A 19,363-nucleotide genomic window follows, 5' to 3' on the forward strand; every position below is an offset into this window, starting at 1 on the left:
GGGTCCATGGGGCCGGGGTTGGACGGGGTCGGAACTACTTCTTGATCCTGGTCAACGCCGGCCCCTTGTGCATGGCGATGTGGTCGGTCTTGTCGCTGCGGATCTCGTATTGCGGATCCTCCGGGGAGCACCGGCGCATATGGCCCTTGTATTCGACGTCCTGCGTGTGTTTCTTGAGGATGATCCCACTGACGGGTCCGGCTTCCGAGTTCCAGCCAACGTGGTCGCCGGGGGAAAAGGTCGCTGACATCGGTGGCCTCCAACAGGGCTCGGGTACGGTCTTCGGGGATGAAGGCCCGAGCCTACCGGCAACGCCTAAGCGAGGGAACCGAGCCAGAATCCGCCGCCGGCCGCCGTCACGCAGAGCACCGCCATCCCCAGGCCATTGGCCAGTGAGGCCAGGTAGCGACGTTCCTGCAGCAGGCGCACGGATTCGAAACTGGCGGTGCTGAAGGTCGTATAACCGCCCAGGAACCCGGTGCCGGCGACCAGATAGGCCGGCTCGGGAACGATGAAGGACAGCGACAGTCCCAGCAGCAGGCCCAGCACCAACGAACCGGAGACGTTGATGAGCAGGGTGCCCACCGGGAAGGCCGCCGGGGTACGGAACTTGATGAAGCCGTCGACCAGGAGCCGGGTGCCGGCCCCCAGACCTCCGGCCAGCGAGAGCGCGATGAAAAGCAGCGGTGTCATGGCCTGGCCTCCCGGCGGGGGCGTCGCAGGCCGGCGGTCGCGATCCCGGCCCAGGTGGCGGCGGCCCCGATCAGTACGGTGGCGGCGATCAGGGCCAGGCCGGCCCCGGGACCACCCACCGGCCCCTGGCCGTTGAAGAGCAGCAGGGCATCGACGGCGAAGGCGCTATAGGTCGTGAACCCGCCACAGAATCCGGTGCCCAGCATCAGGCGCATGATCCGGCGGGGGCCCTCGTCGCTGCCGGCACGCAGCAGCGATTCCAGCAGCAGCCCCAGCAGGAAGGCGCCGATGATGTTGATCATCAAGATGGTGGTGGGGAGCCCGTTGATTCCCGGGACAGCCAGGGTGAGGCCTTCGCGGGCCGCGGTGCCGACCATCCCCCCGACGACGACCAGGCCCAGGTGACGCCAGTCCGGTGCCGAAGCACGGCTCATGGCCATACGCCCGAACTGCCACGCCGGTGGCTGCCCAGCAGGTGGGTGTCCACGATGCCCACGGCTTCCATGAGGGCGAACATGGTGGTCGGGCCCACGAAGGAGAAGCCCTTGGTGCGCAGTGCCTTGGACAGGGCCATGGATTCGGGCGAGGTGGTGGGGACCTCCTGCATCGTGGCCGGACGCGGGGTGGTCCGAGGCTGGAAGGACCAGATGAACCCGGCCAGTCCTTCCTCGTCGCGCAGTTTGATGGTCGCTGCCGCATTGCCGATGGTGGCCCGGATCTTGGCCCGGTTGCGCACGATGCCGGCATCGCCCAGCAGGCGTTCGACGTCGTCCTCGCCGAAAGCGGCCACCCGATCGGGATCGAATCCGGCGAAGGCGGCCCGGAAGTTCTCCCGCTTGCGCAGGATCGTCGCCCAGGACAAGCCGGATTGGAAGGCCTCCAGGCTGAGGCGTTCGAACAGGCCCTGTTCATCGCGGATCGGCAGACCCCATTCGGTGTCGTAGTACTGCCGCATCATCCCCTCGGTGGCCCAGACGGGGCGCAGCAGCCCGTCGGCACCCCGGATGAGTCCCGCGCCGGGAGCGGGCGTTTGCGGGTCGGTGACTGCCATGTGTTCGTCCTTTGGATTGCTTGGCGCCTCGAGGGCCACGGGCACCGGTGTACTGCGCCGGCGACGGGTTTCGTGGGCCCTTCCACAGGTTACCGCCCGTAACGCGGCGAGCCGGCCTCGACCCCTTGGACCCCGGGTACTTCCGGTAAACTAGCGGAAATGGCTTCCACCTTCGTACACGTCTGGCTCAAGCCCCTGGCGGTCAATATCGCCGGGTGGCTGCTTCTGGTGGTCGGAGTGCTGGCGTTGGTCCTGCCCGGCCCCGGGCTGTTGTGCATCGTGGCGGGACTGGCCGTGCTCTCCACCCGCTATTGGTGGGCCGAGAAGCTGATGCACCCGGTCAAGGCCAGGGCCTACCAATTGGCCGCCGAAAGCGTGAAGACCCGCTGGCGGATCTTCTGGAGCTCGACCGGGGCGAGCCTGTTGCTGGCCAGCGGCGTGGTGTGGGGGCTGCGCCCACCGGCCCCCGAGTGGTGGCGGTGGCCCGAGGACTGGTGGCTGATCGGCGGCTGGGGGACCGCCCTGTCGATCATGGCCTCCGGGGGTTTCGCCCTCGGGCTGATCATCTACACCCACCGCAGGTTCGGGTTGCCGATGAAGGCCCGCCGGATCGCCATGCACCGGCTGGCCCAGCGCCGGGGCCACCGTCCCGACCGGCGGAGGAGCGGCCGCAAGGAGCCCTAGGTGTACTGCCCAGCAACGTTGGTTGAACTCGTGCGACGACACGGTCTGAATTGATGGGATGACGAAGGCCCCCGATGTGGAGTGGAGCTGTCTAAGAAACCACTTCACAAACAGGAGGCCTTCATGTCCCACGCTAATGCAGCCCTGACCCCCAAAGCACGTCTGAGAATCGCCAAGCTCATCGTTGACCAGCAGTGGAGCGTCTCCACCGCAGCGAAAATGTTCATGGTCTCCTGGCCCACCGCCAAACGCTGGGCCGACCGCTACCGAGCCCACGGCGCGGCCGGGATGGCCGACAAGCCCAGCAGACCCCGGACAAGTCCTGCACGCACCCCGCAGGCAGCGGTCAAACAAATCGTGGCACTGCGCTGGCGCAAGCGCTTGGGGCCCGTCCAGATCGCCTACCGGCTGGGCCTGGCTGCCTCGACGGTGCACGCAGTGCTGGTACGTTGCCGGATCAACAGGCTGCGCTATATCGACCGGGTCACCGGTGAGAAAATCCGCCGCTATGAGCACCCCTATCCGGGATCGATGATCCACGTGGACGTCACCAAATTCGGCAATATTCCCGACGGCGGCGGGCACCGGTTCGTGGGCCGGCAGGCCGGAGACAAGAACCGTGCAGCAACCCCGGACAAGCCCCGCAATGCGAACCACACCCCGAAAATGGGAACCGCCTTCGTGCACACGGTCATCGATGATCACTCGCGTATCGCCTATGCCGAGATTCATGATGATGAGAAGTCGGTAACGGCCATCGCGGTACTGGAACGGGCCGTGGCGTGGTTCGCTGCCCGTGACGTCGTCGTGGAGCGCGTGCTATCTGATAATGGGTCCGCCTACCGCTCGCATGCCTGGCGTGACGCCTGCGCCGAGCTGGCCATCACGCCCAAGCGGACCCGCCCTTACCGGCCCCAGACCAATGGGAAAATCGAGCGGTTCCATCGGACCCTGAACGACGGTTGGGCCTACGCCAGGTTCTATGGCAGCGAGGCCACCCGCCGCGAAGCACTGCCGGATTGGATCCATGCGTACAATCACCACAGGCCCCACACTGCAATCGGGAACCAGCCACCAATCAGCCGCTTAACTAACGTCTATGGGCAGTACACCTAGGCCAGCCGCTCCTTGACCAGGGTGCTGGTGGTCTTGCCGTCGAAGCGTCCGGCGACTTCCGCGGACACCGTCTTCATGATCTGGCCCATCTGGCGCATCCCCGGCTTCACCCCGTCGACGCTCTGATCGGCAATGGCCCGATCCACGATGGCGACGACGTCGTCCCGGGTCAGCGGTGCCGGCAGATAGGACTCGATGAACGTTGCTTCGGCGATTTCCTTCTCGGCCCGGTCGGGCTGGCCGGCTTCCGTATAGGTCCCGGCGGTCTCGCGCCGGCGGGATGCTTCCTTCTGTAGCAGGGCCGTGACCTGCTGGTCGTCCATCTCCATCGGGGTCTTGCCACCCTTTTCGCGGGTGTTGATTTCGCCCAGGACGTTGCGCAACGTCATCAGTTCCAGCTTGTCGCCGGACTTCATGTGTGCGGTCATATCGAGGCGGAGTTGTTCCTTCAGCGTGCTCATGGGGCGGCCTTTCGTGGCGGTTTGCCGAAGCGGATGCTTCGACCATTATCGCGCATCGGGGAACCGGGGGCCGCATGACGACGCGGCAGGACTCAACGGGGTGCTGGTGCCTCGAGGGTCGGGGCCGGGGGCTACGGGCCGAAATGGTGCCGGCCCAGGGCATCGACCGTGCCGGCCAGACGGTGGAAACCGATGATCGCGATGATCCAACCGGCCAGGACCAGCAGGCCACCGAGGCAGAGCACGACCAGGGCGCCGGTTCCCGGTCCGTCGGTGATGCCGTAGAAGCTGCCGGCCATGCTCGTCACGCCCGATACGGCCGAGACCAGGACCGTCAGCGGTCCCAGGACCAAGGCCAGCAGGAGTCCGCTGGAGATCAGCGCGGCGGAACGGCGGATCACGTGTTCATGGTGGAGGAGTAGTCCATGGTGGCGAAGATCCCGCCGAGGAAGATGATGGCGGCGATGAGCAGCAGCCAGCCCAGCAGCATCAGGCCGTTGAGGATGAGACCGGCGATGGCCATGCCCTTGCCCGCCGGCTCGCGTTGGAGCCCGATGATGCCCAGCACCAGGCCGACGATCGGTACGACGAAGGTGAAACCGGCGAAGATCGAAACGATTCCCAGCACCATGGAGGCAATGCTCATGCCCCGTGGCGGGGGAGCCTGGTACTGGCCATGGGGCTGGTAGGGGTTCTGGCCTGGGTACTGCTGCGGGTACGGCCCCGGCTGGGACATGGGTCCTCCATCGATGCTTGGTGCTGGCATGCCGGTCCCTACGGTAGGTCAGGTCTCCGGCGGGCACCAATGCGTGGCGGGTGGGTACCGCTAGCCCACCGGTACCTCGGCGTCCACCTTCTCTAGCCGGACAAGGACCGCCTTGGAGACCGGGGTGTTGCTGGCTTCTGCCACCAGGGACAGCGGGACCAACACATTGGCCTCCGGATAGTAGGCGGCCACGCAGCCCGGGGTCGTCGGGTATTCGATCAACCGGCAACCGCGCATGACCCGGGACACCCCGTCGTCGTGCACCCCGTGGACATCGGCATGGTCCCCGTCCTTCAAACCCAGCTGGGCCAGATCGGTCGCGTTCACGAAGACCACCTGACGGCCCTTGCGGACTCCGCGGTAGCGGTCGTTGTTGGAGTAGATGGTGGTGTTGAACTGGTCGTGGGAGCGAAGCGTCTGAAGGATCAGCGTGCCGGTGGGACGGGACAGGTATTCCAGCTCGTTGACCGTGAGCATGGCCTTGCCGGTGGGGGTCGGGAAGGTGCGGGTGTCTCGCGGGCCGTGGGCGAGGATGAACCCGCCCTCGCGCCGGATCCGCTGGTTGTAGTTCTCGCAGCCGGGGACCACGCGGGAGATGTGCTCGCGGATGAGGTCGTAGTTCTTCTCGAACCCGACCCAGTCGGCGTCGATCCGCTCGCCCAGGACCGCGTGGGCGAGCCGGCTGACGATCGCCGTTTCGGAGAGCAGCTGATGCGAGACCGGTTCGACGTTGCCCCAGGAGGGGTGCACCGCGCAAACGGTGTCCTCGACGGAGACGAACTGTTCCCCGGACTCCTGGATGTCGATTTCGGTGCGGCCCATGGTCGGCAGGATCAGGGCAGCGGCACCGGTGACGGTGTGGGAGCGGTTGAGCTTCGTGGAGATCTGCACGGTCAGGTCGGTGCCGGCCATGCCGGCTTCGGCCACCCCGGTGTCCGAGACCGCCGAGACCAGGTTTCCGCCGAGGGCGACGAAGACCTTGACCTTGCCCTGCTGCATCGCCTCGAAGGTCTGGACCGAGTCGAAACCGTGGTGGCGGGGAGGATCAAAACTGAACTCGCGGGCCACGGCATCCATGAACGAGTCGGGCATCTGCTCCCAGATGCCCATGGTGCGGTCGCCCTGGACGTTGGAGTGGCCCCGGATCGGGGAGGCCCCGGCGCCGGGTTTGCCGATGTTCCCGCGCAGCAACAGGAGGTTCATGATCTCCTTGATCGTGTCGACCCCCTTCTTCTGCTGGGTGATCCCCATGGCCCAGGTGATGATGACGTTCTCCGCCGCCATGTACCGGTGGGCCAGTTCGTCGATCTCCGCCGATTCCAGGCCGGTGGCCTCCAGCACCGTTTCCTCATCCAGCCCGGCCAGGTGTTCTCGCAGCTCCTCCAGCCCCTGGCAATGCTGGTCCAGGAAGTCATGGTCCAGCACGGTGCCGGGGTGGGCAGCCTCGGCGTCAAGGACCCGTTTGGAGACCGCCTGCATCAGGGCCATGTCCCCGCTGAGGCGGATCTGCAGGAACTGGTCGGCGATGTCGGTGCCCCGGCCGACGATGCCACGGACCTTCTGCGGATTCTTATACCGGCGCAGCCCCGCTTCGGGCAGCGGGTTGATGGCCACGATGTGACCGCCGTTGAGTTTGCAGTTCTCCAATTCGGTGAGCATGCGGGGGTGGTTGGTCCCCGGATTCTGGCCCATGATGATGATCAGGTCCGCGCGTTCGAAGTCCTCGAAGGCCACGGTCGCCTTGCCGACGCCGATGCTCTCGCCCATGGCCCACCCGGAGGATTCGTGGCACATGTTCGAACAATCCGGCAGGTTGTTGGTTCCGAAACCGCGGGCGAAGAGCTGGTAGGCGAAGGCCGCCTCGTTGGAGGTGCGCCCACTGGTGTAGAACACCGCCTCGTCGGGGGAGTCCAGGGACTTCAGTTCGGTCGCCAACAGGTCGATGGCCCCGGACCAGGAGATCGGGCGGTAGTGGTCCTCGCCGGCAGGCTTGTAGACCGGCTCGGTCAGCCGGCCCTGCTGTCCCAACCAGTATTCGGTGCGGGAGCGTAGTTCGGTGACCGAATGCTCGGCCCAGAAGGCGGAGTCGATGAGGATCGGGGTGGCCTCCCAGGTGACGGCCTTGGCCCCGTTCTCGCAGAATTCGAAGGTCTTGCGATGGTGCGGGTCCGGCCAGGCGCAACTGGGGCAGTCGAAACCGTCCTTCTGGTTCAGCTTCATGACGGTCTTGGCGGTCCGCGTCGGCCCCATCTGCGCCAAGGCAGGACCCATGGAATGCGTGACGCCGGGGACCCCTGCCGCCCAATCCTTCGGCCCGTCGTCGACCTCCAGTTCGGATGCCGTCGGCTCGTGTGCTTCCTCGCCATGCTTGGCCACGATGGACCCACCTTTCCGCGACCCATGGGACGGCGTCCGCCGTCGTGGGCTGACACCCTCAGGACTACCAGTGGGGCCCGCGCTTCGCAAGGGGTCATGACCCATTTGACGTCGTCATCTACCGGTGGAAGGGCGCTCAGTTGTTAGGCTCGACGGGTGAGTGAATCCAAGGCGGATGCCGGGCCGCAGATGGTTCCCGGCCGGAGTGTTTCTGATGGTTTCGTCAGGGTCCGCGGGGCCCGGGAGAACAACCTGGTCGAAGTGGACGTGGATGTCCCGCGGGACAGCATCGTCGCGTTCACCGGGGTCTCCGGTTCGGGGAAATCCTCGCTGGCCTTCGGCACGATCTTCGCCGAGGCGCAGCGCCGTTTCCTCGAGTCGGTGGCCCCCTATGCCCGCCGGCTCATCCAGCAAGGCAACACCCCGAAGGTCGAATCGATCACCGGGCTGCCCCCGGCCGTCGCCCTGCAGCAGCGGCGTGGCTCGCCGAGCTCACGCTCGAGCGTCGGGACCCTGACCACGTTGTCGAACTCGCTGCGCATGCTCTTTTCGCGGGCCGGCAGCTACCCCCAGGGTGCCACCCGGCTGGATTCCGACGCCTTCTCACCCAATACCGCCGTCGGCGCCTGCCCGGAGTGCCACGGGTTGGGTGTCTCCCATACCGTCACCGAGGAGACCCTGGTCCCGGATCCGTCGCTGACCATCCGCGAGGGGGCCATTGCCGCCTGGCCGGGGGCCTGGCAGGCAAAGAACCTGCGGGACGTGGCCACCGAACTCGGGTACGACGTCGACTCCCCCTGGCATATGCTGCCGCAGCAGGACCGGGACTGGCTGCTGTTCACCGATGAACAACCCGTCGTCCATGTCACCCCGGAACGCGACCGCATCGCCAAACCCTATAAGGGCCGCTTCTGGAGCGCGAAGTCCCATGTGATGCACACGCTGGCCGAATCCAAATCGGCGACCATGCGGGAGAAGGTCCTGGGGTTCATGGTCTCCGGGCCGTGCCGTGCCTGCGGCGGGACCGGTCTGACCGCCGAGGCGCTCGCCGTCACCTTCGCCGGCCGGTCGATCTCCCAGATCAACCGGCTCCCGCTTGGAGAGCTGGCCCAGCTACTCCAACCCACGGCCGGGCTGACCGAGGAGGATTACGAATCCACCGCGGCCCCGTCCTCGGGGTCCTCGGGCGAGCACAGTGAGGTCGCCGCAACGGTTGCCGCCGATCTGGTCGAGCGGCTCGACGTGTTGATCGGGCTCGGGCTCGGCTACCTGAGCCTTTACCGCGGGACCACCACACTGTCCCCGGGGGAGATGCAGCGGCTGCGGATCGCCACCCAACTGCGCTCCGGACTGTTCGGGGTGGTCTACGTCCTGGACGAACCCTCCGCAGGACTGCATCCCGCCGATGCCGAACCGTTGCTGGCCGTGTTGGAAGAACTGAAGGCCGGAGGCAACTCGGTGTTCGTCGTCGAACACAACATGGATGTGGTCCGCCGGGCCGGGTGGATCGTCGACGTCGGTCCACGGGCCGGTGAAGGCGGGGGAGAGGTGCTCTACTCCGGGCCGGTCGACGGGCTGAAAGCGGTGAAGGGCTCGATCACCAGGTCCTTCCTCTTCGACGCGGAGGACCGGCCCCGTCGGGGTTCCGCCGGGAGGAGGCCCGAAGGGGAACTGGAACTGCAGGGGGTGGGGCTGCACAACCTGGTGGACCTGGATGTGCGCATCCCGTTGGGGGTGCTCACCGCGGTCACCGGTGTCTCGGGGTCGGGTAAATCGACGCTGGTCAGCCGGGTGCTCGCCGATGCGGTCGGTGAACTGGTCCGGACCCCCGCCGTGGAACCGGCCGACGACGATGGCGCCGCCGGGGCCGATGAGGAGACGCTGCATGTGAAGGCCATCCTGGGGGCCGAGCGCATCGGACGGCTGGTCAAGGTCGACCAGAAGCCCATCGGACGGACCCCTCGATCGAACCTGGCCACCTATACCGGCCTCTTCGACGCAGTCCGCAAGACGTTTGCCGCCACCGAGTTGGCCCGGAGCCGCGGCTACGGGGCCGGACGGTTCTCCTTCAACGTGGCCGGCGGCCGGTGTGAGAACTGCCTGGGCGAGGGGTACATCGCCGTCGAACTGCTGTTCCTGCCCGGAAGCTACGGCCCCTGCCCGGTATGCCACGGAACCCGCTACAACCCCGAGACGCTCGAGGTGACCTATCGCGGGTTGAACATCGCCGAGATCCTCGCCCTCAGTGTCGATGAAGCCACCGACGTCCTGGCGGAGGTCACCGTTGCCGCGCGCAGCCTGGAGACCCTGGTGCAGGTCGGGCTCGGCTATCTGCGGCTGGGGCAACCGGCCACCGAACTCTCCGGCGGGGAGGCGCAGCGGATCAAGCTGGCCACCGAACTCCAGCGGGCCCGCCGCGGCCATACGCTCTACCTGCTCGACGAGCCGACGACGGGACTGCATCCGGCCGACGTACAGCTGCTGTTGGCCCAACTGAACCGGTTGGTCGACGCCGGGAACACGGTGGTCGTGGTCGAACACGAGATGGATGTGGTGGCCGCCGCCGATTGGGTGATCGACCTGGGTCCCTCCGGCGGTGATGCCGGCGGGAAGATCATGGCCGAAGGCACCCCCGCCGACGTCGCGGCGACGCCGGGCAGCCGGACGGCACCCTATCTGCGGGCCCAACTGGACCTGTAGGCCTTGCTGGCCGGTGGGTCTCAGCTGGTGTCTCCGGGCAGCGGCGGTGCCTGGGACCGGTAGTGGTGGCCGGTCGGGGTGGTGACCACCGTGGTATGCCGGGCCCCGGTCACGGTTTCGGTCCTCCACCCGGGGGCTTCCTTGCTGTAATTGCACTCAGCACACAGGCCCGCGGAATTCCTTGCGGTGGTCCTGCCCCCGGCAGCCCACCCCAGCACGTGGTCGTGGTGACGGACCGGGGCATCACACCACGGGCTACGGCAACACTGGTCGCGGGTCTCGATGAAACGAGCCAACCCCGCAGGAAAGATCCGCGCACGCGAGTCCATCGCGACCAGCTCCCCGGTCTCCGGGGCCGTATACAGCCGCCGGATCCACGCCAACTGCTGTGGGGCGGGAAGATCATCAGCCCCGCCGGTACCGGAGCCTGGGGCACGGGAATCTGCGGTACGGGGCCCGGGGGTACGAAGGCCACCGGCCCGGCGGATCAGATCCCTAGCCACTTGGGCCGGGATGACCCCGTACCCGGGAAGGAACGCCGGTTCGCCATCACCCTGGAATAACGTCCGGTCGGTCATGACCAACTGGATCGCCACCGGCACCGCAGCCGCGCTGGCCCGACCGGTCAGACGCTCGACCAGGGTGTCGGCCATGATCTGCCCGCGGGAGCGGCCATCACCGATACCCACCAACCGGTCAGCTTCCATCGTGAGGGCCTTGAGCACCGAAACGCCCTGGGCCACCGGCAACAACCCGGACAAGATCGACATGGTGTCAGGGGCAGGTCGCAGGGAGACCCTGCGGTCCTTCACCGCCCGGCGGGCCCGGTCCACCACCGCCGACGGTGAGGCCGCGTAGGCTAATTTCCTGGCCCGGGCCACCAAGGCCCGGGTCCCGACGCCTTCGAGTACTGAAGGGTCGGCCAACAGTTGTTCATCGACCTGACGGCGTTGCTCCGCGTCCAGGCAGGCGGTTTCCTGCACCAGCAGGGTGGCCCGCCATTCACTGAGTCGGCCGGTGGCCAGAGCGTGGTGGGCATGGGGCATCTCGTTCACCACGGCCTGGGCCATCCCCACCAGCCGGTGCCCGGCATGCGGGGATTCGGACCGGGCCAACGCGACCTGGGTGTGGACCCCGGCCCCGGCCTTCTCCGCCGGGAGGCCTTCGGCCAGGTGGCGGGTGCGCACGGCCGCGTCCAGGGCCACCGCTGCCCGGGCCTGGAGGCCGGACAGGGCGTTCTTCGCTGCTTCGGCGGTGGCCAGGACGTCGATGAGGTCGGCCTCGTCCAGGCCGGCGGTGTCCATGGTGGGCAACAGGTCCAATAACGAGGTCAGCACCCCGGGGGCAGGTCCTGCCGTCGGGGTGTTCGGGGTCCTTGGTGATTCGAACATGTCTTCGATTCTATCGAAGGCACCCCACGGAAAGCCCGGGAAACCAACCCTGTGAGGGGCCCGTGGAAAAACAGCGGGGTCCCCGACCATATGGTCGGGAACCCCGCTGGAGTGCTGCTGGAACTGGCTAGACCGGAAGTGCCTAGGCGTCCGGCGACGTCGAACGGTCGGAGCCGTGGTCCTCTGGAGCCGACTCCGGAGCTGATGTCGGAGCCGGCTCGGCAGGATCCGCGGAGGAATCCTCGGGGGCTGCCTCCGCCGTCGTGCTCTCGTCCGTGGTGTCTTCGGCCACCGGCTCGAAGCCCTCGCGGTAGACCGAGGTCTCCGCCTCCGGATGGCGGACCCCCTGGACGATGACGATCGCCAGGCCCACCGCGATGGCGGCGAAGGAGGCCCAGATATTGGCCGGGATGCCCAGGAACACGTCCGAGGTCGGGTCGATCCGGATGGCCTCGAGCCAGCTGCGGCCCAGGCCGTACCAGATGAGGTAAAGGCCCAGTGCGCGGCCCCAGCGGGCACGCATCCGCCGCTCGAGCCACAGGATCACGGCGACGCCGATGAGGTTCCAGATGATCTCGTACAGGAACAATGGGTGGAACAGGGTGCCGATGGCTGCGTCGGCGGGGAAGTTCGGGTTCGAGGACTCGATCTCCAGACCCCAGGGCAGTGTGGTCGGCAGGCCGAAGAGTTCGTGGTTGAACCAGTTGCCCAACCGGCCGATCGCCTGGGCCACGAGCATGGCCGGGGCCACCGCGTCGGCGAAGGACAGGAAACGGACCCCGGCCCGCCGGCAGCCGATGAACACGCCGAGCGCACCACCGAGCAGCGAACCGTAGAGGGCGTTGCCGCCGTCCCAGATCTTGATGATGTCCCAGGGGTCGGCACCGGGGTAGAAGTAGTCGCTGATATGCGTGAACACATGGTAGAAACGGGCGCCGACCAGCCCCAGCGGCACACACCACAGCACGACGTCGAGGACGACCTCGGGATTGCCTCCCCGTCGTTTCAGGCGGCGCTGGGTGATCACGATGGCGGCGGCGATGCCGGCCAGGATGCACAGGGCATAGGTGTGGATCGTCAACGGCCCCAGGTTCAGCTGGGACAGGGCGGGATCGGGGCTGGGCAAGCTCGCGGGAAGGTACATCAGGACCCTACATGTCAGGGGGCGTGGTCACGTCCGATCATGTCATTCTTTGGGTCGGGTCGTTGAATATCCGGGCCCCAGGTCACCGCGCGCCTCGGAATAGTCGGCCCTTCGGGGCCGTTGTCGCCCCTATGAAGGTCATTGGAGTCACAGAATTCGGAGGGCCGGAAGCCCTCGCCATCCACGAGGTCCCCGAGCCCCATGCTGGCCCGGGCCAGGTACGAATCAAGGTCCGTGCCACCGCCGTCAGCCCCACGGACACCTCGATCCGCACCGGCGCCAACGCGGCGGTCACCGAGGCGAAGGAGCCCCCGTACGTGCCGGGCATGGATGCCGCGGGCGTCATCGACGAGGTCGGGGACGGGGCAGGCTTCGCCCTCGGCGACGAGGTCATGGCCATGGCCGTCCCCGATGGCGAACACGGAGGCGCCTACGTCTCCTACCTGGTGGCCGACGCCGATTCGGTGGCCGGGATCCCCGCCGGAACCACCCTCGAGGCAGCCTCCACGTTGCCGATGAACGGGTTGACGGCGATGCAGGCACTGCGGCGGCTGGACCTGCAGCCCGGGCAGGTCCTGGCGGTCACCGGGGCCGCAGGAACCTTGGGCGGCTACACGATCCAGTTGGCCACACAGGCCGGGTTGACGGTGGTGGCCGATTTCGCGCCCCAAGACCGGGAACTGGTCGAGGACCTCGGAGCCGATCAGCTGGTCCCGCGCGGTGCGGACGTCGCCCAGCAGATCCGCGGACTCCACCCCGAGGGAGTCGACGGTCTGCTCGACGCCGCGGTCCAGCACGAGGTGGCGCTGCCGGCCGTCAAGGACGGGGGCGGTTTCGCCACCGTGCGCGGCTTCAACGGTCCCACCGAACGTGGCATCACCATCCACCAGGTCTTCGTCCCCGCCGACTACCACTCGGACGGGAAGCTCGACGAGCTACGCCGGCTCGTCGACGCCGGCCAGCTGAGCCTGCGGGTCGCCGACGTCCTGCCGGCCGACCGTGCCGCCGAAGCGCACCGCCTGCTCGAAGCCGGCGGGGTCCGCGGACGGCTGGTGCTGGTCTTCGACTGATCGGTGTCCGGCACGGCCCGGCCCGGCCCGGCCCGGCCCGGTTCGGCCCCGGGCCCGCGGCACCACCGGGCACAATGGGTGGGTGACTTCCCCGCCCCCCGGCGCCGACCGGCCCTTCGACCTGGAAACCCTCGGAGCAGGGCTGGTCTTCGCCGCCTCGCTGCTCGCCCTCGAGGACGCCCTGGCCGCAAACGCCCCGGCCAGCACCGCCGTCGTCCAGGCGCCGCCGGGGACCGGCAAGACCACCCTGGTGCCACCCCTGGTGGCGAATCTGGCCGGCCGGGTGATCGTCACCCAGCCCCGCCGGGTCGCCGCCCGCGCCGCGGCACGACGCCTGGCCCAGCTCGACGGCAGCCGGGTCGGGGACCGGGTCGGATACACGGTCCGCGGCGAACACCACGCCGGGCCCGCCACCCGGGTCGAATTCGTGACCCCGGGGATCCTGTTGCGTCGGCTCCTGGCCGATCCCGGGCTGGAGGGCATCGGCGCCGTCATCATCGACGAGGTCCACGAGCGGGCCCTGGACACCGATCTGCTGCTGGGCCTGCTCGCCGAGGTCCACGAACTGCGCGGCGATCTGACCTTCCTGGCCATGTCGGCGACCCTGGACGCCCCCCGTTTTGCCGCCCTGTTGTCCACGGCCGACGGCGAAGGCCCGGCCCCGGTGATCGACTGCCCCTCGGCACTGCACCGGTTGGAGACCCGCTTGGAACCGGCCGCGGTGGCCCGGCTGGATGACCGCGGGGTCACGCGGGCCTTCCTGGATCATGTGGCCACCACCGCCGCGACCGCCCACCACAGCGCGCTGGTCGCCGACCCCGCCGTCGACGCCCTGGTCTTCGTCCCCGGGGCCTGGGAAGTCGCCCAGGTGGCCGGGGCACTACGCCGCCGGGTCGGCGCGGGCGTCGAAGTGCTGGAACTGCACGGGCAGATCGACAGTGCCAGCCAGGACCGGGCCGTGAAGGGCCGGGACGCGGGGGACCCGCCACGCGTGGTCGTCTCCACGTCGCTGGCCGAATCCTCGCTGACCGTCCCCGGCGTGAGGCTGGTGATCGACTCCGGGCTCGCCCGTGAACCCCGCCGCGATGCCACCCGCGGCATGACCGGCCTGGTCACGGTCTCGGCCTCCCGGGCCTCGGCCGATCAGCGAGCCGGTCGCGCCGCACGGCAGGGACCGGGAACCGTGGTGCGCTGTTACGACCAGAAGACCTTCGGCGCCGCCCCGGGGCATCCGACCCCGGAAATCGCCGTCGCCGAACTGACCGTCGCGGCCCTGACCCTGGCCTGCTGGGGCGCCCCCGGTGGCAGGGGACTGAAACTGCCGCAGGAACCGCCACGGACCACCCTGGCCGACGCGCTGGCCGTGCTGACCGAACTCGGGGCCATCGACGTGAACGGGCTGGCCACCGGGCTGGGCCGGACCCTCTCGGGCATCCCCGCCGAACCGCGCCTCGCCCGGGCGCTGATCGACGGGACCGCCTGGCAGCAGGCGGCAGCTCCCGGTCACCAAGCCGGGACGAACCGCAAGGCAGCGGCCCGTTCCGTCGCCGAGATCGTGGCCATGGTCGCCGGTGAGGCCCGCGCCCCGGGAGCCGATCTGACCCGGCTGCTGGCGGCCCTGCGCTCCGGGTCCGACCCCGCGAGCCGGAGTTGGAAACGCGAGACCACCCGGCTGGAGGCCATCCTGGCCCGCACCTGGGCGCCCGCGGCCCCCGCCGCTGCCACCGCCGTGGCCTCGCGGCCCGGTGCCCCCGCGGAGGCAGGACTCATCGTCGCCCTGGCCTACCCCGACCGGATCGCCCGCAGGGTCGAATCAGGGGCGGGCCAGAGCTACCTGTTGGCCTCGGGCACCCGCGCCGGACTGCCTGCCGGGTCCTCGCTGGCAGGGCAGCCGTGGTTGGCCGTCGCCGAGGTCTCCCGCGCGGCGGGTCGGGCCGCCGCCGGAACCGGGGCCGTCATCCGCTCCGCGGCACCGTTGGATGCCGAGACGGCCGAAGCCGCCGCCGGACATCTGCTGACCGACCGGGTCCACGCCCGGTTCGAATCGGGTCGGGTCCTGGCCCGGAGGGAACGCCGGCTGGGGTCCATCGTCCTGGGCACGACGCCGGTCCGCGCCTCCGTGGAAGAGGCGGCCGCGGCCGTCGCCACCGCCCTGGAAACCGGTGGACTGGACATCATCGGTTTCTCCGCCCGAGCCGATGGGCTGCGCCGCCGGATGGCCTTGCTGCACCGAGAACTCGGCGCCCCGTGGCCCGATGTCAGCGAGAGCGCCCTGCTGGGCCGGTTGGATGACTGGTTGGGCCCCGAACTCCAGGCGTTGGCCGCCGGGGCCGGCGTGAAGTCGGTCGATCTGGCCGAACCGTTGCGCCGGCTCCTCCCCTGGCCGCAGGCCTCGCGCTTCGCCGACCTGGCTCCGGAACGGTTGCTGGTCCCCAGTGGATCCAAGGTGCGGATCGACTACCCGGCGATCGGTGACGAGCAGGCCCGCCCCGTCGTCGCGGTGAAATTGCAGGAATGCTTCGGGTGGGCCGCCACCCCCCGGCTGGTCGACGAGCGGGTGCCGGTGTTGTTCCATCTATTGTCCCCGCGCGGCAGCGCCCTGGCGGTGACCGACGACCTGGCCTCGTTCTGGTCGGGCCCCTACGCGCAGGTCAGGGCGGAGATGCGCGGGAAGTACCCCAAGCATCCGTGGCCCGAGGACCCGTGGTCTTCCACGGCCACCGCCAAGACGAAACGGCGGTTGACCGAAGGTGGTTCAGGCGCGGCAAAAAAATAATTCAAGATCTTTCCAATCCGGACACGCGCAGGGTTCCGAATGTGTTGTGCGACACCACCAGAAGGTGTTGTGAATCATGAACGCATCACGAACACCGGTTTCCGCCGCTTCAGACGGGGGCCACCGATGGAAGGAAAAGATCATGAAGAAGAACCTCCAACTACTGGCCGTGCCGGCAATGGCGCTGGGTATGGTCGCGTTCTCCGCGGCAGGGGCCCAGGCAGCGGATTCCTACTCGGCCCAGCTGACCGAACAAAACGGCAGCGGGGCCTCCGGATCCGCTTCGATCACCCTGGACGGGAACATGGCCACGGTCTCGGAGAAGGTCAGTGGCCTGGCCAAGTCCTTCGACGGCGACCCGTACCCGCACGTCCAGCACGTCCACGTGACCGTGAACGACACGGGCAAGTGCCCGACCATCGCCAACGACAAGAACGGCGACGGCGTGGTCAGCACCCCCGAGGGCGGCTCCGCCTACGGCGAGGTGGCCACCACGTTGTCCACCAAGGGAGACACCAGTGCCAAGGCGGCCACCGACCTGGAAGTCGCCGGCATGGGTGACAGCTTCACCTATGAGCGCACCTTCGAAATGAACCAGAAGACGATCGACGGGATCAAGAACGGCCAGGCCTCCGTCGTCGTGCACGGACTCGACCCGGCCACCCTGGGCGCAGACGCCCAGGAGGCCAAGTCACCACTGGTTCCCGAACTGCCGTTGGCAGCCACCGCGCCCGCACTGTGCGGGACGTTGACGGCCGGGCAGATGGACATGCCTCAGGGCAACCCTGAAACCGGTGGTGGCAGCACCGCCGGCATGGACGCCTCCACGATGGCCCTGGGTGGCGGCCTGGTTCTGGCAGCTGCCGGCGCCGGTGTCTTCATGGTCCGCCGTCGTCAGGCAGACCAGAACTAGGAAAGGCACCCCCGGAGAAGAAAAGGACTGGAACCGATGAAGCACGCACGGAAAAACCCACGCAACGGCCGCGGTCGTCGCATCACCGCGATAGCGGTGACCGCAACGGTCGGCCTCGTCTGAGCAGTCCTGATCGGAGTCGGCGCGCGGGGGGAAGCACCACCGCCCTCGCCGCCGGCCTCCGAGGCCATCGCGGACACGCCCAGCGCGCCCCCCACCACCTCGCCACCGCCGACGGCCATGCCGTCGGCCACCCCGACCAAGACCACCACCGAGTCATCGTCGAAGGCCCCGAAACCGAAACCCAAGCCCAAGCAGACCCAGGCTCCGGCTCCGAAGCCGCTGAAGCGTTCGCAGCCGGTCCGCCTGCAGATCCCGGCCATCGACGTCGATACCGATCTGCTCAACGTCGGCCTCAAGGCCGATGGAACCATCGGGGTCCCCCCGTTGGACCCGGACGCACCGGCCGGTTGGTATAAGCGCGGCCCCTCACCGGGTGAACAAGGCCCCGCCGTGCTGCTGGGGCATGTCACTGCCACCAAGGACGAAGGCCCGGCGGTGTTCTTCAAGCTCGGGGACCTGCGCAAGAAGGACGAGATCTCGGTGACCCGCGCCGACGGCAAGGTCGCCGTCTTCAAGGTCACCCAGATCATCCAGACCAAGAAGGACGCCTTCTCCAGCGCGGGGACCTACGCCAATACCGACGATGCCGAGCTGCGGGTGATCACCTGCGGGGGACCGTTCGACAAGGCCACCCTGCGGCATGAGGACAACATCGTCGTCCACGCCAAACTCGTCTCCACGCATCCGGTCTAGAGCCGGGAATCCGCCCCGGCGGAGGTGGAAGACCGCATGACTCCCGTCCCGTGCCAAACCTTGGGGGGTGGCACGGGGCGGGTCTACGGTGGGGGCATGAAAAGTCAGGAAATCCAGCTCACGGCCCTGCCCGACTCCACCGTCACCGCAGCGGACTTCGGGGTCTTCGACGCCGAGACGCCCGACCCCGGACCGGGGCAGGTCCTTGTGGCCATCCGCCGCCTGGGCCTGAATGCCGGGCTGGCCTCACGGATCGGCAGCGAAGGCACGGCCTACGGCCCGGGCATCGGGGTGGGGGACACCCCCGCCAGCGACGCAGTCGTCGAGGTCATCGAATCGGCCAGCGAGGCGTTCGCCGTCGGGGATCTGGCCGTGGGAAAGGTCCACTGGCGCAGCATCGAGGTCTGCGAGGCCGGGGAACTGCGCCGGATCGGCGCCGAAGCCGAGGACCTGGCCTTGGAGGACCACCTCACGATCCTGGGGCATGTGGGCTTCACCGCCTATACCGGGATGATCCATGTCGCCCGGGTCCAGCCGGGGGAGGACGTCTATGTCACGGGCGCCGGCGGCGGGGTGGGAAGCTGCGCCGTACAGTTCGCCAAGGCCCGCGGGGCCCGGGTGATCGGCTGCGCCGGCTCGGCGGAGAAGGTCGAACTGATCACCGGCACGCTGGGGGCCGACGCCGCCGTGAACCGGCATGATGGCGAAGCCCTGGACCTGCTGCGGCAGGCCGCGCCCGAGGGGATCGACCTCTACTATGACAATGTCGGCGGCGACCAACTCGAAGCCGCCCTGGAGATGCTCCGCCACGGCGGCCGCGTGGTGATCTGCGGGGCGGTGGCGAAGGGCACCGGGTCGGGGGCACCCCGGAACTACACCCGGCTGATCTACGGGGAACTGACCATGCGCGGCTTCACCGTCACCGAACACGAGGACCTGCGCCCCCAGTTCGAGGCCGAGGTCGGCCAATGGGTGCGCGAGGGCACGGTCCGCGGGATCCACACCGGATTCACCGGGATTGAGAGTCTGCCGCGGGCCTTCGAATCGCTGCTGGCCGGAACGAGCGAGGGCCGGGTCATCGTCTCGATGGATGAAGCCGGACTCAGTTAGAAGGCCCGTTCGCGGTCCACCGAGCGGGGGCGTCGGGCGTTTTCCTTGCGCAGGGCCAGCGCTGCGGCCGGCTGCAGAAGCAGTGCGAGCAGCGCGAATAAGGCACCCAGCAGGGCCACGTTCAGGGTGACGGGGTGATCGAACGCCGAATAGAACCTGATGAGCAGGAGGACCACTAGGTGTACTGCCCAGCAACGTTGGTTGAACTCGTGCGACGACACGGTCTGAATTGATGGGATGACGAAGGCCCCCCGATGTGGAGTGGAGCTGTCTAAGAAACCACTTCACAAACAGGA

At 68.2% G+C, this 19,363-nt stretch carries 19 protein-coding genes; 8 read left to right on the top strand and 11 right to left on the bottom strand.

The annotated features are described in order from the left end of the window. Positions 1-34 precede the first annotated feature (34 nt). From AC3ZI9_RS03780 to AC3ZI9_RS03795, 4 genes are all read right to left on the bottom strand, one after another. Positions 35-250 carry a hypervirulence associated TUDOR domain-containing protein gene (locus tag AC3ZI9_RS03780; protein ID WP_444555069.1) on the bottom strand — a complete coding sequence of 72 codons (216 nt, stop codon included), beginning with the start codon at positions 248-250 and terminating at the stop codon, positions 35-37. A gap of 65 nt (positions 251-315) precedes the next feature. After that, positions 316-693 carry a fluoride efflux transporter FluC gene (locus tag AC3ZI9_RS03785; protein WP_444555070.1) on the bottom strand — a complete coding sequence of 126 codons (378 nt, stop codon included), beginning with the start codon at positions 691-693 and terminating at the stop codon, positions 316-318. Further along, positions 690-1,127, bottom strand: coding sequence for a fluoride efflux transporter FluC (locus AC3ZI9_RS03790; RefSeq protein WP_444555071.1), 438 nt, complete (start codon positions 1,125-1,127; stop codon positions 690-692). The genes AC3ZI9_RS03785 and AC3ZI9_RS03790 overlap by 4 nt, the downstream gene beginning before the upstream one ends. Then, positions 1,124-1,744 carry a DNA-3-methyladenine glycosylase I gene (locus AC3ZI9_RS03795; protein ID WP_444555072.1) on the bottom strand — a complete coding sequence of 207 codons (621 nt, stop codon included), beginning with the start codon at positions 1,742-1,744 and terminating at the stop codon, positions 1,124-1,126. The genes AC3ZI9_RS03790 and AC3ZI9_RS03795 overlap by 4 nt, the downstream gene beginning before the upstream one ends. A 159-nt stretch (positions 1,745-1,903) precedes the next feature. Here AC3ZI9_RS03795 and AC3ZI9_RS03800 point away from each other — a divergent pair, with 159 nt between their 5' ends. Together AC3ZI9_RS03800 and AC3ZI9_RS03805 are read left to right on the top strand one after the other, a co-directional pair. Then, the gene (locus tag AC3ZI9_RS03800; protein WP_444555073.1) at positions 1,904-2,428 is read left to right on the top strand and encodes a PGPGW domain-containing protein; all 525 of its coding nucleotides are present in this window, start codon (positions 1,904-1,906) and stop codon (positions 2,426-2,428) included. Between the two features lie 123 nt (positions 2,429-2,551). Then, positions 2,552-3,544 (top strand): IS481 family transposase, encoded by a 993-nt coding sequence (locus AC3ZI9_RS03805; protein ID WP_489923507.1) that lies wholly within the window; start codon positions 2,552-2,554, stop codon positions 3,542-3,544. Here the strand turns inward: AC3ZI9_RS03805 and AC3ZI9_RS03810 are convergent. The 4 genes from AC3ZI9_RS03810 to AC3ZI9_RS03825 all read right to left on the bottom strand — a co-directional run bounded on the left by AC3ZI9_RS03810 (position 3,541) and on the right by AC3ZI9_RS03825 (position 7,147). Next, on the bottom strand, positions 3,541-4,005 hold the full coding sequence (locus AC3ZI9_RS03810; protein WP_444555404.1) for a GatB/YqeY domain-containing protein: 465 nt from the start codon (positions 4,003-4,005) through the stop codon (positions 3,541-3,543). The two genes, AC3ZI9_RS03805 and AC3ZI9_RS03810, sit on opposite strands and share 4 nt — an antisense overlap. Before the next feature lie 131 nt (positions 4,006-4,136). After that, the gene (locus AC3ZI9_RS03815) at positions 4,137-4,406 is read right to left on the bottom strand and encodes a hypothetical protein (protein WP_444555403.1); all 270 of its coding nucleotides are present in this window, start codon (positions 4,404-4,406) and stop codon (positions 4,137-4,139) included. Further along, positions 4,403-4,741 (bottom strand): DUF4190 domain-containing protein, encoded by a 339-nt coding sequence (locus tag AC3ZI9_RS03820; RefSeq protein ID WP_444555402.1) that lies wholly within the window; start codon positions 4,739-4,741, stop codon positions 4,403-4,405. The genes AC3ZI9_RS03815 and AC3ZI9_RS03820 overlap by 4 nt, the downstream gene beginning before the upstream one ends. A gap of 90 nt (positions 4,742-4,831) precedes the next feature. Then, a complete protein-coding gene (locus AC3ZI9_RS03825) occupies positions 4,832-7,147 on the bottom strand; it encodes an FdhF/YdeP family oxidoreductase (protein WP_444555401.1) in 2,316 nt (771 codons plus the stop codon). Positions 7,148-7,336: 189 nt separating this feature from the next. Between AC3ZI9_RS03825 and AC3ZI9_RS03830 the strand changes: the two genes are divergently transcribed. Next, complete coding sequence (locus AC3ZI9_RS03830; protein ID WP_444566274.1) at positions 7,337-9,847, top strand: excinuclease ABC subunit UvrA; 2,511 nt, start codon at positions 7,337-7,339, stop codon at positions 9,845-9,847. A gap of 20 nt (positions 9,848-9,867) precedes the next feature. On the opposite strand, the gene AC3ZI9_RS03835 is transcribed toward AC3ZI9_RS03830, so the two are convergent. Both AC3ZI9_RS03835 and lgt read right to left on the bottom strand, forming a co-directional pair. Beyond that, positions 9,868-11,238, bottom strand: a complete 1,371-nt coding sequence (locus tag AC3ZI9_RS03835; RefSeq protein ID WP_489923848.1) for an HNH endonuclease — start codon at positions 11,236-11,238, stop codon at positions 9,868-9,870. A 142-nt stretch (positions 11,239-11,380) separates the two neighbouring features. Next, complete coding sequence (lgt, locus tag AC3ZI9_RS03840) at positions 11,381-12,382, bottom strand: prolipoprotein diacylglyceryl transferase (RefSeq protein WP_444561253.1); 1,002 nt, start codon at positions 12,380-12,382, stop codon at positions 11,381-11,383. 131 nt (positions 12,383-12,513) lie between these two features. Here lgt and AC3ZI9_RS03845 point away from each other — a divergent pair, with 131 nt between their 5' ends. The 5 genes from AC3ZI9_RS03845 to AC3ZI9_RS03865 all read left to right on the top strand — a co-directional run bounded on the left by AC3ZI9_RS03845 (position 12,514) and on the right by AC3ZI9_RS03865 (position 19,067). Continuing rightward, positions 12,514-13,452: an NADP-dependent oxidoreductase gene (locus tag AC3ZI9_RS03845; protein WP_489923849.1), complete on the top strand. Its 939-nt coding sequence runs from the start codon at positions 12,514-12,516 to the stop codon at positions 13,450-13,452. 82 nt (positions 13,453-13,534) lie between these two features. Beyond that, positions 13,535-16,228, top strand: coding sequence for an ATP-dependent helicase HrpB (hrpB, locus tag AC3ZI9_RS03850; protein ID WP_489923850.1), 2,694 nt, complete (start codon positions 13,535-13,537; stop codon positions 16,226-16,228). A 142-nt stretch (positions 16,229-16,370) separates the two neighbouring features. Then, a complete protein-coding gene (locus AC3ZI9_RS03855) occupies positions 16,371-17,141 on the top strand; it encodes a GVDTG sorting domain-containing protein (protein WP_444554947.1) in 771 nt (256 codons plus the stop codon). A gap of 240 nt (positions 17,142-17,381) precedes the next feature. Beyond that, positions 17,382-17,957, top strand: a complete 576-nt coding sequence (locus AC3ZI9_RS03860; RefSeq protein ID WP_444566465.1) for a class F sortase — start codon at positions 17,382-17,384, stop codon at positions 17,955-17,957. Positions 17,958-18,053: 96 nt separating this feature from the next. Then, positions 18,054-19,067 (top strand): zinc-binding dehydrogenase, encoded by a 1,014-nt coding sequence (locus tag AC3ZI9_RS03865; protein WP_444554949.1) that lies wholly within the window; start codon positions 18,054-18,056, stop codon positions 19,065-19,067. On the opposite strand, the gene AC3ZI9_RS03870 is transcribed toward AC3ZI9_RS03865, so the two are convergent. Further along, positions 19,064-19,288, bottom strand: a complete 225-nt coding sequence (locus AC3ZI9_RS03870) for a hypothetical protein (protein ID WP_489923851.1) — start codon at positions 19,286-19,288, stop codon at positions 19,064-19,066. The two genes, AC3ZI9_RS03865 and AC3ZI9_RS03870, sit on opposite strands and share 4 nt — an antisense overlap. Between the last annotated feature and the right edge of the window lie 75 nt (positions 19,289-19,363).

It is taken from the genome of Arthrobacter sp. AOP36-F1-5, assembly GCF_058137995.1.

What these genes read in the sequence shown, in the direction of transcription:
- AC3ZI9_RS03805 (WP_489923507.1), top strand. Translation starts at nt 2,552, where the DNA reads ATGTCCCACGCTAATGCAGCCCTGACCCCCAAAGCACGTCTGAGAATC.
- AC3ZI9_RS03790 (WP_444555071.1), bottom strand. Translation starts at nt 1,127, where the DNA reads ATGAGCCGTGCTTCGGCACCGGACTGGCGTCACCTGGGCCTGGTCGTC.
- AC3ZI9_RS03780 (WP_444555069.1), bottom strand. Translation starts at nt 250, where the DNA reads ATGTCAGCGACCTTTTCCCCCGGCGACCACGTTGGCTGGAACTCGGAA.
- AC3ZI9_RS03830 (WP_444566274.1), top strand. Translation starts at nt 7,337, where the DNA reads ATGGTTCCCGGCCGGAGTGTTTCTGATGGTTTCGTCAGGGTCCGCGGG.
- AC3ZI9_RS03845 (WP_489923849.1), top strand. Translation starts at nt 12,514, where the DNA reads ATGAAGGTCATTGGAGTCACAGAATTCGGAGGGCCGGAAGCCCTCGCC.
- AC3ZI9_RS03855 (WP_444554947.1), top strand. Translation starts at nt 16,371, where the DNA reads ATGAAGAAGAACCTCCAACTACTGGCCGTGCCGGCAATGGCGCTGGGT.
- AC3ZI9_RS03795 (WP_444555072.1), bottom strand. Translation starts at nt 1,744, where the DNA reads ATGGCAGTCACCGACCCGCAAACGCCCGCTCCCGGCGCGGGACTCATC.
- AC3ZI9_RS03860 (WP_444566465.1), top strand. Translation starts at nt 17,382, where the DNA reads ATGCCGTCGGCCACCCCGACCAAGACCACCACCGAGTCATCGTCGAAG.
- AC3ZI9_RS03820 (WP_444555402.1), bottom strand. Translation starts at nt 4,741, where the DNA reads ATGTCCCAGCCGGGGCCGTACCCGCAGCAGTACCCAGGCCAGAACCCC.
- AC3ZI9_RS03865 (WP_444554949.1), top strand. Translation starts at nt 18,054, where the DNA reads ATGAAAAGTCAGGAAATCCAGCTCACGGCCCTGCCCGACTCCACCGTC.
- AC3ZI9_RS03835 (WP_489923848.1), bottom strand. Translation starts at nt 11,238, where the DNA reads ATGTTCGAATCACCAAGGACCCCGAACACCCCGACGGCAGGACCTGCC.
- AC3ZI9_RS03785 (WP_444555070.1), bottom strand. Translation starts at nt 693, where the DNA reads ATGACACCGCTGCTTTTCATCGCGCTCTCGCTGGCCGGAGGTCTGGGG.
- AC3ZI9_RS03810 (WP_444555404.1), bottom strand. Translation starts at nt 4,005, where the DNA reads ATGAGCACGCTGAAGGAACAACTCCGCCTCGATATGACCGCACACATG.
- lgt (WP_444561253.1), bottom strand. Translation starts at nt 12,382, where the DNA reads ATGTACCTTCCCGCGAGCTTGCCCAGCCCCGATCCCGCCCTGTCCCAG.
- AC3ZI9_RS03800 (WP_444555073.1), top strand. Translation starts at nt 1,904, where the DNA reads ATGGCTTCCACCTTCGTACACGTCTGGCTCAAGCCCCTGGCGGTCAAT.